The organism is Streptomyces sp. NBC_00190 (assembly GCF_036203305.1).
In the GTDB taxonomy this organism is placed as follows: Bacteria; Actinomycetota; Actinomycetes; order Streptomycetales; family Streptomycetaceae; genus Streptomyces.
The window spans coordinates 6829704-6842604 of sequence record NZ_CP108131.1 but is presented as its reverse complement, the minus strand read 5'-3'; the positions used below and the strand labels follow the sequence as shown (position 1 = coordinate 6842604).

Annotated in this window: 10 protein-coding genes and 1 riboswitch; of the genes, 1 reads left to right on the top strand and 9 read right to left on the bottom strand. The window is 73.1% G+C overall.

Features of this window, described 5'->3' with window-relative positions; all coding sequences use genetic code 11:
- Window positions 1-66 precede the first annotated feature (66 nt).
- From OG429_RS32105 to OG429_RS32085, 5 genes are all read right to left on the bottom strand, one after another.
- Window positions 67-501: a roadblock/LC7 domain-containing protein gene (locus tag OG429_RS32105; protein WP_328930486.1), complete on the bottom strand. Its 435-nt coding sequence runs from the start codon at window positions 499-501 to the stop codon at window positions 67-69.
- A gap of 35 nt (window positions 502-536) precedes the next feature.
- A complete protein-coding gene (locus OG429_RS32100) occupies window positions 537-2783 on the bottom strand; it encodes an ATP-binding protein (RefSeq protein ID WP_328928751.1) in 2247 nt (748 codons plus the stop codon).
- 260 nt (window positions 2784-3043) lie between these two features.
- The gene (locus OG429_RS32095; RefSeq protein ID WP_328928750.1) at window positions 3044-4243 is read right to left on the bottom strand and encodes an MBL fold metallo-hydrolase; all 1200 of its coding nucleotides are present in this window, start codon (window positions 4241-4243) and stop codon (window positions 3044-3046) included.
- A gap of 112 nt (window positions 4244-4355) precedes the next feature.
- A complete protein-coding gene (locus OG429_RS32090) occupies window positions 4356-5141 on the bottom strand; it encodes an SGNH/GDSL hydrolase family protein (protein WP_328928749.1) in 786 nt (261 codons plus the stop codon).
- 163 nt (window positions 5142-5304) lie between these two features.
- Window positions 5305-6285: a M23 family metallopeptidase gene (locus OG429_RS32085; RefSeq protein ID WP_328928748.1), complete on the bottom strand. Its 981-nt coding sequence runs from the start codon at window positions 6283-6285 to the stop codon at window positions 5305-5307.
- Between the two features lie 2 nt (window positions 6286-6287).
- Window positions 6288-6462, bottom strand: a riboswitch (cyclic di-AMP (ydaO/yuaA leader).
- 316 nt (window positions 6463-6778) lie between these two features.
- On the opposite strand from OG429_RS32085, the gene OG429_RS32080 reads away from it, so the two are divergent.
- Window positions 6779-7570 carry a tyrosine-protein phosphatase gene (locus OG429_RS32080; protein ID WP_328928747.1) on the top strand — a complete coding sequence of 264 codons (792 nt, stop codon included), beginning with the start codon at window positions 6779-6781 and terminating at the stop codon, window positions 7568-7570.
- Between the two features lie 18 nt (window positions 7571-7588).
- Here the strand turns inward: OG429_RS32080 and OG429_RS32075 are convergent, their stop codons facing one another.
- The 4 genes from OG429_RS32075 to shc are packed head-to-tail and all read right to left on the bottom strand — an operon-like array spanning window position 7589 to window position 12841.
- Complete coding sequence (locus tag OG429_RS32075; RefSeq protein ID WP_328928746.1) at window positions 7589-9121, bottom strand: aspartate aminotransferase family protein; 1533 nt, start codon at window positions 9119-9121, stop codon at window positions 7589-7591.
- Entirely contained in the window at window positions 9118-10149 is a 1032-nt protein-coding gene (gene hpnH / locus OG429_RS32070) for an adenosyl-hopene transferase HpnH (protein ID WP_328928745.1), read from the bottom strand. The genes OG429_RS32075 and hpnH overlap by 4 nt, the downstream gene beginning before the upstream one ends.
- A 5-nt stretch (window positions 10150-10154) precedes the next feature.
- Window positions 10155-10778: a phosphorylase family protein gene (locus OG429_RS32065; protein WP_328928744.1), complete on the bottom strand. Its 624-nt coding sequence runs from the start codon at window positions 10776-10778 to the stop codon at window positions 10155-10157.
- Window positions 10775-12841 carry a squalene--hopene cyclase gene (gene shc, locus OG429_RS32060; protein WP_328928743.1) on the bottom strand — a complete coding sequence of 689 codons (2067 nt, stop codon included), beginning with the start codon at window positions 12839-12841 and terminating at the stop codon, window positions 10775-10777. The genes OG429_RS32065 and shc overlap by 4 nt, the downstream gene beginning before the upstream one ends.
- Window positions 12842-12901 lie beyond the last annotated feature (60 nt).

The window sequence follows — 12901 nt, the reverse complement described above, 5'->3', positions numbered from 1 at the left end:
GGCCCGCCGAGTCGTCGAGCCAGGGTGTGTCACGCGTCGCCTTCGGTACCCCCCTCGCCCGGCCCCTCATCGCTCCGGGTCGGCGACGGGCCGACGCGGCGGGGCCGCCAGGTACGGACGTACGCTCTTGACCAGCATCGCCATCTCGTAGCCGAGCACTCCGGCGTCGGCCTCGCGGTCGGCGAGGACCGCCAGGCAGGTGCCGGCGCCGGCGGCCGACACGAAGACGAGCGCGGAGTCGAGTTCGACGACGACCTGGCGGACCTCCGAGCCCTCCGCGAAGCGGGATCCGGCGCTCCGCCCGAGCGAGTACAGCCCGGAGGCCAGCGCCGCCAGGTGGTCGGCACTGTCCGCGTCGAGTCCGTGCACGCAGGTGACGAGGCCGTCGGCGGTGAGGAGTACGGCGCTGCGCGTGTAGGGCACGCGCTGCACCAGGCCGCTGAGCAGCCAGTCGAGGTCCGAGAGCCGGTTGCCGGTCTTCGTCGCCACTTCGCCGCCCATGGGGGTGCGCTCCTTGCTGGGGTGAGGGGTCGGGGTCATACCTGGTTCTCCGACTGGGCGAGGCCGAAGCCCCGTTGGAAGGCGGCCATCAGGCCGGGGTCGTGTACGCGCTGATCGCTGTCGGCGGCCCGCCGCGGGGCGGGCGCGTCGCGCAGCTGGGGGGCGAGGTGTTCCTGGGCCCGCCGCCGGGGCAGCGGTGGCCGCTCGGCCGCCGCGGTCCGGGCCTCTCCGTTCCCGCCCGCGGCGACGGTCCCGGGCCCGGGCTCACCCCACGGCGCGGCCGCCGCCGGAGCCGGGGCTCCGTCCCCGGCCCGGGGCGCGGGCAGCGGCATCGCCGCCGCTTCTGCGACGGCGCCCCTGGCCCGGCGCACGGGCAGCGGCACGGGCGCGGTCCCCGCTGCGGCCGGAGCCGAGGACGCCCGCGCGGGCACGTCCCCGAGCTGCATCCCGACCCCAGGCTCCGGCTCCGCCGTGGACGTGTGCGCCGACGCGGCTGCGGCCGCGCGCCCGAGCCGCGGGTCCGCCACGGCCCCGGGCGTGGGCCCGGGGGCAGTCCCCGGCCGCTGCCCGGACCCGGTCTCCGGCCCGGCCGCAGGCCCGGCCGCAGGCCCTGCCACGGACGTGGCCGGGGCAGAGGATGCGTGTGGGGGCCGGCCCACGGGCGGCGTTGCCGCAGCCGTGGACGCGTGCGGGAGCCGGGCCCCGGCCACGGCCCCGCGCAGCGGCTCTGGCCCGGACCCGGACCCGGACGGCACCCCGGCCCCGGGCTCCGGCACGGACCCGGACCGCGCCCCGGCCCCGGGCTCCGGCACAGACCCGGACCGCGTCCCGGCGCCGGGCTCCCGCCCGGAACCGGCCTCCGCCGCGGCTGCCGGAACAGGCATCGGCCCGTTCGCACCGCCGGCTCCCGGCGCGGCCGCGCCCCAGGCCTCGGCCCCGCTCTGCGCACCGCGCCCCGGCAGGGGCTCCGGGGCCGGGCGTGGCGGGGCCACCCGTACCGGCTCCAGCGGCGGCACCGCCGCCGACTCCCCGGTCCCCCACGAGGTGGCCCGGGAGCCGCCCGCCGCGTCTGCGGCGCTCGGCGCCTCCGCGCCCAGCAGCTCCTGCGGCAGCACCAGCACGGCGAGCACGCCGCCGTAGATGTTGGACTTGAGCTCGACGGCGATCCCGTGCCGACGGGCCAGCGCGGAGACCACGAACAGGCCGATCCGCCCGTCGGCGAGAAGGTGCCGGACGCTGATCTGGTCGGGGTCGCCGAGCAGGGCGTTCATCCGGTGCTGTTCCTCGCCCGGCATGCCCAGCCCGCGGTCCTCCACCTCGACCGCGATCCCGGCAGTGACCCGTTCGGCGCGCAGCACCACATCGGTGTCCGGCGCGGAGAACACCGTGGCGTTCTCCACCAGTTCGGCCAGCAGGTGCACCACGTCCGCCACGGCGTGGCCGCGTACGCTGCCGCCCGCCGGGGGCACGACCTTGACGCGGGTGTACTGCTCGACCTCCGCCACGGAGGAGCGCAGCACCTCGCTCAGGTCGATGGGCCGGGTCCACTGGCGGCGGGACGCGGCGCCGCCGAGCACGGCGAGGTTCTCGGCGTGGCGGCGGATGCGGGTGGCGAGGTGGTCGACGTGGAAGAGCTCCTTGAGCAGGTCGGGATCCTCGACCGTGTCCTCCAGGCCGTCCAGCAGCGAGATCTCGCGGTGGACGAGGGACTGCAGCCGACGCGCGAGGTTGACGAAGACCTCGACCTTGCGCTCGCTGTCGGACGGCGCGGCCGGGCCGGCCAGCCGTACGAGGGTCGTGTGGGCCTGTTCGCGGGCGCCGCGCAGCTCCTGGGCGAGCAGCCAGAACTCGTCCACGCCGGCCGGGTCGGCGCCGAGCGGTGGTCCGGTCGGCCCGCCACGCACGGGGCGGGGCGGGGTCTCGCCCCGCTCCAGCCGGTCGGCTGCCGTCCGCAGCTCCTGGCGGCCGCGCACGCTGGAGCGGCGCAGCGACTCACACCGGTCCCGGACGGCCTTGGCCGCGCGCTGGGCCCCGAGCAGGGCGGCGGCCAGGGCTCCCAGGACGAGGAGGGCGCAGCCGGTGAGCACCGGCCAGAGCCGGGCGTCCCGCTCGCCGGCTCCCCCGCCGAGCTGGAGCGTGAAGATGACCGCTGCGGTGCCGCTGAGCCCGGCGGCGAGCGTGGGCAGCACGGCAGCGCGGACCAGCTGAGGCCGTATCTGCCGGCCCGGACCGGTGGCGGCGTGTCTCGACGGGGCGTGGCGGGCGGCGCGGAGTCCGGACATCGGCGTCCTCGGTACGTGGGGCCCGGCCCCCAGCGGTCCCGGGGCCGGGTGTTGATCACCGGATACCCACGCTAGACCGCACCGTCCCGCGCCGGACGGCCAGTTGGGGAAGTTCACGGGGGTGCTTCCCGCTCCCGGTGGAGCGCTCGTACAGCCGCCCGAATCCGCCGGGCCGCCTCGGTCGAGGACCGGCGACGGCCCGCGCCGGGCGGCCCCGGCCCCGCCGGGGACGGGGCCGCCCGGCGGCGAGCCGCGGGCCGTCAGGACCCGACGGCCTCGGGCTCCTCGTGGATCACGGCCTGCGGCCGCCCGGTCGTGATCGGACGCGGGGTTCCGGCCGGGACGGCCGCGGCGCCCGTCACGAACGGCCGCCACCAGGGCTCCGCCGGGGCATCGGCCGAGCCCGGTTCGAACGGCTGGCCCGGGATCGGCAGGGCGATCGCCGATCCGGTGTCCTCGGCCGCGGCCACGGTGCCCTCGCCCGGCTCGTCCCACGGGTGGAGGGCCAGGTTGAAGGTGCCCCAGTGGATCGGCAGCATCGTGCCGTGCGGGGCGCCGCCCTGCAGGTCGAGGTGGGCGCGCATGCCCTCCTCGGGCGTCATGTGGATGTCGGGCCAGTACTCCGAGTAGGCCCCGATCTGGATCATCGTGGCGTCGAACGGCCCGTGCTCGGCCCCGATCTCCTTGAAGCCGGGGAAGTAGCCGGTGTCCCCGCTGTGGTAGATGCGGTGCTCGTCGCCCGCGACGACCCAGGAGGCCCACAGGGTGTTCTGCTGGTTGCGCAGCCCGCGTCCGCAGAAGTGCCGGGCGGGGGTCGCCGTCAGCGAGAGCCCGGCGACCTCCGTGTTCTCGTTCCAGTCCAGCTCACGCAACCGGTCGGCCGGTACGCCCCAGCGCTCCAGGTGCGCGCCAACGCCCAGCGGGACGGCGAAGACCGTGTCGGTACCGGCCAGCGCCTTGATCGTCGGCAGGTCGAGGTGGTCGTAGTGGTCGTGCGAGATGACCACCACGTCGGCCGTCCCCAGCGAGGCCAGCGGCACCGGCACGGGGTGCAGCCGCTTGGGGCCGGCGAAGGGGAAAGGGGAGCACCGCTCGCCCCACACCGGGTCGAAGAGCACCCGCCGGCCGTCGATCTCGGCGAGCACGCTGGAATGTCCCATCCAGGTGAGCCGCAGTCCGCTCACGGGCGGCTTCGCCAGCTCCGCGAGGGTCGTCGGGTACACGGGGATCGGCGCGCCGGGATTGCGCCGGAGCCGCTGCTCCTTGTGGAAGTAGATCTTGGCGAACTCCGCCATCGACCCCGAAGGCCTGGTCCGGGCCCCGACCGGATTCTGGAAGACGCCGTCGGCGAAGTTCGGCGAGCGGCGGATCCGCTCCAGCCGGGCGCCGGACGGGTCCGCGCCGAAGGCTTCGGGCCGCAGGGCGCGAAGCCGTGGACGCAGGGGACGGGAGCCGGTCAAAGCGCCTCCTGGGAGGGTGGGGTCAGGACGGTCGTCGTTCTACGACCATCCCAACGCACACGTGCCCCGAAGGATTCCGCTTGCGGACCCCGTCCACGCCGCCGGCCGCCTCCTACAAAGGAAGCAGGTCGGGCCGCTTCGCCTCCACGTGGTCCCCGGAGGACTCCCCGCGCAGCCGTCGGCCGATCCACGGCGCCAGGTGCTCGCGCGCCCACTGGATGTTGTCCCGGGTCACGTCCACCGAGCCGCGCGGCCGCTCCGGCGGCCACGGCTGGTCGGGGTCGGCGGGCACCTCCAGCCCCAGCACCTGGGCGGCGCGCAGCGCGACCCGCGTGTGCCCCTCGGGCGACAGGTGCAGCCGGTCGGCGTCCCAAGCCCGCCGGTCCTGTACGGATTTCAGCGACCAGAGGTCGAGCACCGGGCAGTCGTAGCGGTCGGCGATCGCGCGGACGTGCGCGCTGTACGTCGCCACCTTGCCCCTCAGGTGCTTGAGGACCGGCACGCCCCGGGTGTCGAAGCCGGTGGTGATCATGACGTGGCCGACGGCCCCGGTGAGGTCGGCGACGGCCGCCTCGAACCGCTCCGCCACGTCGTCGGGGTCGCTGCCCGGCCGGATGATGTCGTTGCCGCCCGCGCAGAAGGTCACGAGGTCGGGCGCGAGCTCCTTGGCCCGCGGGACCTGTTCCGCCACGATCTGGTCGAGGAGCCGGCCGCGCACGGCCAGGTTCGCGTACCGGAAGTCGTGCTCGTCACGCCGGTCGGCCAGGAGCACGGCGAGCCGGTCCGCCCAGCCGAGAAAAGAATCCCCGGGTCCCGGGTCCCCCACGCCCTCGGTGAAGCTGTCCCCGATCGCCGCGTACGAGCCGATGGTCTTGAGTGTCGTCGTCGTCGCTGCCACGAGACGACATCCTTCACTCCCGTACACGACCTACGCCAACGTAAGCAGGGGTTGACGGACCGTGATCTTTACCACGCGGGGGATAAGGAATAGGTACACGTGAGGCCGGGACCCCCCTCGGGCCCCGGCCTCACGCACGCCGGTGTTGCGACGGCGGGTGCCGTCAGATGCTCACGCCCTTCGAGCGGAGGTAGGCGAGCGGGTCGATGTCCGAGCCGTAGGACGGGCCCGTGCGGATCTCGAAGTGGAGGTGCGGGCCGGTCGAGTTGCCGGTGGAGCCGGAGAGACCGATGCTCTGGCCGCCGGTGACGCTCTGACCCGCCGAGACGGACAGCACGGAGAGGTGTCCGTACTGCGAGTAGGTGCCGTCCGCGTGCTGGATGATGACCTCGTTGCCGTACGCGCCGGCCCAGCCGGCCGAGATCACGGTGCCCGGGCCGACGGCCTTGACGGTGGTGCCGGAGCTGGCGATGAAGTCGACGCCGGTGTGGTAGCCGGAGGACCACATGCTGCCCGCGACCTTGTACTGGGTGGAGATCCCGCCGCTCACCGGGGCCACGAAGCCGGAGGCCGACTGCTGCGCGGCCGGCGCCTCGGCGGCGGATTCCCGCTGCGCCGGGGCGGCCTTCTGGGCGGGCTTCGGAGCCTGCTTCGGAGCCTGCTTCGGAGCCTGCTTCGGAGCCTGCTTCGGAGCGGGCTTCGCAGCTGCCCTGGGAGCCGGGTCCTGGGCCGGGGCGGCGGGGGCGGACTCGGCCGCGGCCGCCGCGCCGAGGGTCAGCTTCAGGCCCGGGTGGATGAGGGAGGGGTTGGTGCCGACGGCCTCGCGGTTGTCGGCGTACAGCTGATACCAGCCACCGGAGAGGTGACGCTCCGCGGCGATCTTGGAGAGGTAGTCGCCGGGCACGACCGTGTAGACGGTCGGCGCGGTCTCCACGGCGGCGGTCGGGGCGGCCTGGAGCGAGAGGGGAACCTGCGGCGCCACGGCGGGGGCCGCGGCCGGCGCGGCGGCCGGGGCGCCGGCCGCCTGGGCGCCGGCGGCCCCCAGCAGGGGCAGCGCGAGCGCCGCACCGCCGGTGCCCGCGACAGCGAGGCCGCGGAACATGGAACGGGACTTGGGACGGCGGTGCTTACCCTTTGCGGACATGGCGAATTCCTCTCCGTCGCCTGCGAGGTGAGCTGTCGGGTTCGGACTGGAGATGTCCGGCTGTCCATGAACGGAACATGAACGACTTCACCCCGAGCAGTCCCGGAAAAGATCCGGAACAGCGGCTTACCTGGTTCCCCCGCTCCTGCCGCGCGCGTGAATAGTCGAGTGCGGTTTCCCGGGCGGCGGCAGGATTCGGCGGTCCACCCGGATCGATCGCGAAGGTAATCCCATAAGGCCGTACGCAACAAGCCGTGAATTCCCTGACGCAATAACAGGGATGAGGGACCGACGGAATTCCGGTCACCCTGCGTCCATTCCCCGCCGCCAACGACCCCTCCGGCCGGGCCCTTCGGCTTTCGCGATCAGGCACGCACGGTCACCGTATGATCTGGCTCACGGGGCCGCGTCCGATCTCGCCGCTGTTTATGGCAAGTTGGCGCCAAGTACCTCAATTAGGACAGATGGCCCACTACGAAGCGGAGGAGTTCCCGTGACCCAGCAGATACAGGAGCCGGAACTGTCCGGAGTGCGCAATTTCCGCGATGTGGGCGGATTGCCGACTTCCGGCGGGAGAAGGGTCAAGACGGGACGACTGTTCCGAAGTGGACATCTTGCGCATGCCACCGAAACCGACGCAGAGTTCCTCGCCTCGCTCGGCCTCCACACCGTCTTCGACTTCCGCAACAACGCCGACCACGCCCTGGAGGGGCCGGACGTCGAACTGCCCGGCGTACGGAACGTCAACATCCCGCTCTCGGATCCGGCCGACGGCCGGGAGTTCTGGAAGATGGTCCGCGACGGCGACCTCGACCAGCTCCGCTCGATCCTGGGCGACGGGAAGGCCGCCGCCCGGATGGTGAACTCCTACCGCGGGATCATCAAGCACCGCACCGCCGAGCACAGCCGGGTGGTGCACGCCCTCGCCGAGGACAGCGTGCCCGCCCTCCTCCACTGCGCGGCGGGCAAGGACCGGGCGGGCCTGTCGATCGCCGTCACCCTGCTCGCGCTGGGCGTCGAGCGCGAGGCGATCGTGGCGGACTACCTGGAGTCGAACGCTCCGCACCGCCGCTACCGGGTACGCCGCAGCGGCGAGCCGGTCGAGGCCCGCTCCTCCGAGGCGATGGAGCTCCTCGCCCCGCTCTTCGACGCCCGCGCCGAGTACCTGGAGGCGGCCTTCGACACCATCGACGAGCACTGGGGCGGCGTGGACCGCTACCTGGCCGAGGGCCTCGTGCTCACGCCCGAGACCCTCGGCCGGCTGCGGGAGCGGCTGCTCGGCTGACGACGGCGGGGCAGGCCGTCACCGGTTCCCGACGGCCTTCCCCCGGCCACCGCCGTGAGAGGCCCCCATCACCAGGGTCCTGGCGAAGTCCCACATCAGCCCCGAGCCTCCGTGCGCCTCGTCCATGACGTCCCGGAAGGCTCCGACGAACCGGTCGACGTCCCGCTCGTCCACGATCAGCGGCGGGATGAGCTTGATCACTTCGAGGTGGTCCCCGGACACCTGCGTGAGGATCCGGTGCTTCTGGAGCAGCGGCACGACGACCATCTGCGCGAAGAGCCCCTTGCGGGCAGCCTGCAGCATGGTCCACCGGCTGCGCAGCCCCAGCGAGGACGGCCGGCCGAACTCGATGCCGATCATCAGCCCACGGCCCCGCACCTCGTGCAGCAGCTCGTACTCGTCCACCAGGGCGGCGAGCCGCCCGCGCAGCAGGTCGCCCATCGCCCGGGCGTTCGCCACGACCTCCTCGTCCTCCATGACCGACAGCACCGCCAGCCCGGCGGCCATCGCCTGCGCGTTGGAGCCGAAGCTCGCGGAGTGCACGAGGACCCGGTCCATGGACGAGAAGACCTTCTTGAAGATCCAGTCCTTGCCCAGGGTGGCTCCGACCGGCACATAGCCGCCCGACAGCGCCTTGGCCACGCACACCAGATCGGGTTCCACACCCGGCTCGTGCTGGTAGGCGTAGAAGTCCCCGGTACGTCCGAGGCCGGTCTGCACCTCGTCCGCGATCAGCAGCGCCCCCCGCCGGCGCAGCAGCTCCTGCGCGGCGGGCAGGAATCCGGGCGGGGCGGCGAGGACCCCCTTGCCCTGGACCGGCTCGACGACGAAGGCGGCCACGTCGCCCTTCCGGAGCTCCCGCTCCAGGGCGGCCAGGTCCCCCAGCGCGATCTTCGTGTCGGGGAGCAGCGGCGCGAAACCGTCCCGGAAGCCCCCCTCGCCGTTGACCGAGAGCGACCCCGTCGTGAGCCCGTGGAAGGCGTGGTCGCAGTAGAGGATCCTGGGCCGCCCGGTGGCGTACCGGGCGAATTTCAGGGCCGTCTCGACCGCCTCGGTGCCGCTGTTGCCGAAGAAGACCCGGTCCAGGTGCGGACTGTAGGAGAGGAGCTTCTCGGCCAGCAGCCCGGGCAGCGGCTGGCAGTCGAAGCGGGTGAGGTCGGCGAGCTGGGCGTCCAGGACGTCGTGCAGGGCGCGCCGGACCACGGGGTGGTGCCGGCCCAGGCCCATCACCCCGAACCCGGCCAGCATGTCGAGGTAGTCGTTGCCCTCGGCGTCCCAGAAGTGGGCGCCCTCGGCCCGTTCGTAGACCTTGTCGAAGCCGATGGTGTGCAGCATCCGGGGCAGCTGGTGGTTGAGGTGCCGGGCGTGCAGTTCGTACCGCTCGCCGCCGCGCTCTGCCAGCAGGGCGCCGAGGTCGAAGCCTTTGCTCCGGTCACGCTTCCCCGCGCCGCCCGGGCCGTGTTCGCCCGGGCCGTGTCCGCCCGGGCCCTGTCCGCTCCGGCCCGGTTCGCTCCGGCCCTGTCCGCTCCCGCCCTGTCCGACCGCCGTCATGCCGGCTTGTCCCGGTTGCCGCCGATCGTCTCCCTGGCCGCGCGCAGGGACTCCTTGAGGGAGCCCATGGTGGCGAGGACGGCGGTGGGTTCGTAGCCGCAGTGCGCCATGCAGTTCGCGCAGCGCGGGTCCTTTCCGCGGCCGTACTTGCTCCAGTCGGTGTCGTCGATCAGTTCCCGGTACGTGGGCACGTAGCCGTCGCTCATCAGATAGCAGGGGCGCTGCCAGCCGAAGAGGGAGTAATTCGGAATGGCCCAGGCCGTGCAGGGGAAATCGGCCTTTCCTTCCAGGAAGTCGAGGAAGAGCGGTGAGTGGTTGAGCCGCCAGCGCCTGCGGTTGCCGCCCGCGAAGGCCTTCCTGAAGAGTTCACGGGTCTGTTCGACGCCGAGGAAGTGCTCCTGGTCGGGGGCCTTTTCGTAGGCATAGGCGGGCGAGATCATCATCTCGTCCACCTGGAGGTCGTCATTGAGGTAGTTGAGAACCTCGATGATCGTCTGCGGGGTGTCCGTGTTGAAGAAGGTGGAGTTGGTGGTCACGCGGAACCCGCGCCTCTTCGCCTCCTTGATGGCCGCGACCGCCTCGTCGAAGACGCCTTCCTTGGCCACCGACTCGTCGTGCCGTTCGCGCAGGCCGTCGATGTGCACGGCGAAGGCGAAATACGGGGACGGGGTGAACTTCTCGATCTTCTTGCGCAGGAGCATGGCGTTGGTGCAGAGGAAGACGTACTTCCGCCTCGCGACCAACTGGCGCACGATCTCGTGGATCTGCGGGTGCATCAAGGGCTCGCCGCCCGCGATGGACACCATGGGCGCGCCGGACTCCAGCACGGCGCCGACCGCCTGGGCCACCGGCATGCGCTGCTTGAGCACCCCGGCCGGGTGCTGGATCTTCCCGCACCCTTCACAGGCCAGGTTGCAGGCGTAGAGCGGTTCCAGCTCGACGATCAGCGGGAACTTCTCACGCTTGCGCAGCTTCTGTTCGAGAAGATACGTCCCGACCCTGATGGTCTGGCGCAGCGGCATGGCCATCTGGCTCACCTCCTGGGGATCAGCAAAGAACGGTGCCATTCGTAAAACGCGGGCAGTACGGCACGCAATACGCGGAAGGCCGATATTCCACCGCGGACGGTGCCGATACGGACGAGCTCATGCTCCGGAGCGTCCACGACCACCCGGACGGCCGCAACCGGACGGCCGCTGCCGCGGGTCGCGGTCCGCAAAGTGGCCGCGGACTCCATGTCGACCGCGATGGCGCCGGTGGCGCGCAGCTGCGCGCGCTCCTGGCCGCGGACGACGTGGTCGGATCCGGTCAGTACGCCGATGTGCACGGCTCGGCGCGGGACGGCCCGGGCCAGTGCCTCGGCGAGCAGGGGGGTACCGGTGCACGGGACGGCCCCGTGCACGTCCCGGGTCTCGTCGGCGAGGACGAGGTCGCCGGGGTTCATGCCGGGGAGCAGCCCGGCGCAGAAACCGGTCGCGAGGACGGCGGCCCGGCCCATCCCGGGCCGGGCCAGTGCCCGGCCCACGGCGCGCTCGGCTGCGCGCGGGCCCATGCCCGTGCGCAGCAGGGCGTACGCCTCGGGCGCGCCGCGGCCCGTACCGCGCAGCGCCGCCTGCTCGATGCGCAGGGCGCAGGCGACCAGCAGCGGGGTGGTCACCGGGTCTCCACGGCCGCGGGTCCGGCGGCGGCGCAGGGTTCGCCGTACAGGTAGCGGCCCAGCGCGGTGAGCGGGAACACCTGCCGGTACAGGTGGTAGTTGATGGAGAAGTCCCAGGGGAAGCCGGTGCCGGTGAAGTGCGGCTCGTCCCAGGAGCCGTCCGCCTGCTGGGTCTCGACCAGGTAGGCGACGCCCCGCTCGACGGCCACGGTGTCCCGCTCGCCGGCCGACAGCAGGGCCATCAGCGCCCACGCGGTCTGCGAGGCGGTGGAGGCTCCCTTCCCCGCCCAGGACCGGTCCTTGTAGGAGCGCTGGTCCTCGCCCCAGCCACCGTCCTCGTTCTGTACGGATTGCAGCCAGCGCACGGCCCGCCGGATCGCGGGATGCCCCGGGGCGAGGCCGGCCGCGGTGAGGGCCGGGACCACCGACCCGGTCCCGTACACGTAGTTGGTGCCCCAGCGGCCGAACCAGGCTCCGTCGGCCTCCTGTTCGGCGAGCAGCCAGGCGATCGCGCGCCGGGTCCGGGCATCGCCCGCCCGGCCCTCGAAGGCGAGCATCTCCACGACGTGGGCGGTGACGTCGGCCGAGGGCGGGTCGATGACCTCGCCGAAGTCGCAGAAGGGCAGCTTGTTCGGGAGGGGGCTGGTGTTGTCGGCGTCGAAGGCGCCCCAGGCGCCGTTCTTCGACTGCATGCCGAGGTTCCAGGACACCCCGCGGGCGATGGCCGCCTCGACCCGGGCCTGGTCGGGGTGTCTGATGCGGCGCAATGCGAGGACGACCTCGGCGGTGTCGTCGATGTCGGGGTAGTTGTCGTTGTGGAACTCGAACGCCCAGCCGCCGGGGGCGAGTCCGGGCCGCCGTACCGCCCAGTCCCCGCTGCGGACGATCTCCTCGCCGAGCATCCAGTCCGCGGCCTTGACCAGCGCCGGGTGGTCGGGGCGCACGCCCGCGTCGGCCAGTGCGATCGCGGCGAGGCAGGTGTCCCAGACCGGGGACTGGCAGGCCTCGATCATCCGGGCGCCGTCCTCGCGCCACACCGCGAACCGGTCCAGGGAGTCCAGTCCGGCGCGCATCACCGGGTGGCCGAGGTCGTAGCCGAGCAGGTGCAGGGCGATGACGGAGTACACGGCGGGTGGCTGGATACCGCCCCAGCAGCCGTCGTTCTCCTGGCGTTCGATGATCCACCCGGCGGCGGCGGCCATCGCCGCCTTGCGCAGTCGGCGCGGGGCGAACCGCCGGTAGACGTGCAGGGCCTTGTCCATCCGCTGGAAGGCGCCGTCCCAACTGGCCAGCGGGGCGGGCCGCCTGGCGGGGTTCGGCACCCGCGCGTCGGCGTGCAGCTCGTCCAGGGCGAAGGGGGCGGGGCGCACGGGGCGCAGCGCGGACACCACGGTGAGCGGGACGATGGTCTGGCGGGCCCAGCAGCCGAAGTCGTAGATGTTCAGCGGCACCCAGGCCGGCAGGAACACCAGCTCGGGCGGGAGTTCGGGCAGGTGGTCCCAGTGCCACCAGCCGAAGAGCGCCAGCCAGATCCGGGTGAAGGTGCGGGCGGCGGCGATCCCTCCGTGGGCGCGGATCCAGGCCGACGCGCGGGTCATGTGCGGGGCTTCGGGGGCGTCCCCGGCGAGGCGCAGGGCCACGTACGCCTCGATGGTGGCGGAGAGTTCGGGGGGTCCACCGTGGAAGGTGGCCCAGGTGCCGTCGTCCCGCTGCTCGCCGCGGATGAAGAGGGCCGCGGCGTGGGTGGTGGCCTCGTCCCGGATCCCGAGAAACTGCCGGAGCAGCAGGTCCTCGGCGTCCATGGTGACGTTGGTCTGGAGGGTTCCCTTCCACCACCCCGCGGGGTCCTGGCGGCTCAGCAGCTGGCGGACCGCCCGCGCGGCGGCGCCGTACGCGGCCTGCCCCCTGCCGTCAGGCGGCTCGGGCAGCTCCACGGCGGCCGGGTCCCCGGTCCGGCCCGGCCAGAGGCCGGGCGGGTCCCCGGTCCGGCCCGGCCAGAGGCCGGCTTCGGTCCTGCTGCCAGCGCCAGCGCTCTCCGCGCTGTCGTCGGTCGTCGCTGTCATGGCTTCCCCTTAGAACAGTGTCCTGTGCTGTGCTGGGGTCTGCCGTCGGCCGGCGCTACG

Bases quoted from the DNA above. Each gene is read 5' to 3' on its own strand.
- OG429_RS32075 (WP_328928746.1), bottom strand. From the start codon at position 9,121: ATGACGGCGGTCGGACAGGGCGGGAGCGGACAGGGCCGGAGCGAACCG.
- shc (WP_328928743.1), bottom strand. From the start codon at position 12,841: ATGACAGCGACGACCGACGACAGCGCGGAGAGCGCTGGCGCTGGCAGC.
- OG429_RS32100 (WP_328928751.1), bottom strand. From the start codon at position 2,783: ATGTCCGGACTCCGCGCCGCCCGCCACGCCCCGTCGAGACACGCCGCC.
- OG429_RS32085 (WP_328928748.1), bottom strand. From the start codon at position 6,285: ATGTCCGCAAAGGGTAAGCACCGCCGTCCCAAGTCCCGTTCCATGTTC.
- OG429_RS32105 (WP_328930486.1), bottom strand. From the start codon at position 501: ATGGGCGGCGAAGTGGCGACGAAGACCGGCAACCGGCTCTCGGACCTC.
- hpnH (WP_328928745.1), bottom strand. From the start codon at position 10,149: ATGGCCATGCCGCTGCGCCAGACCATCAGGGTCGGGACGTATCTTCTC.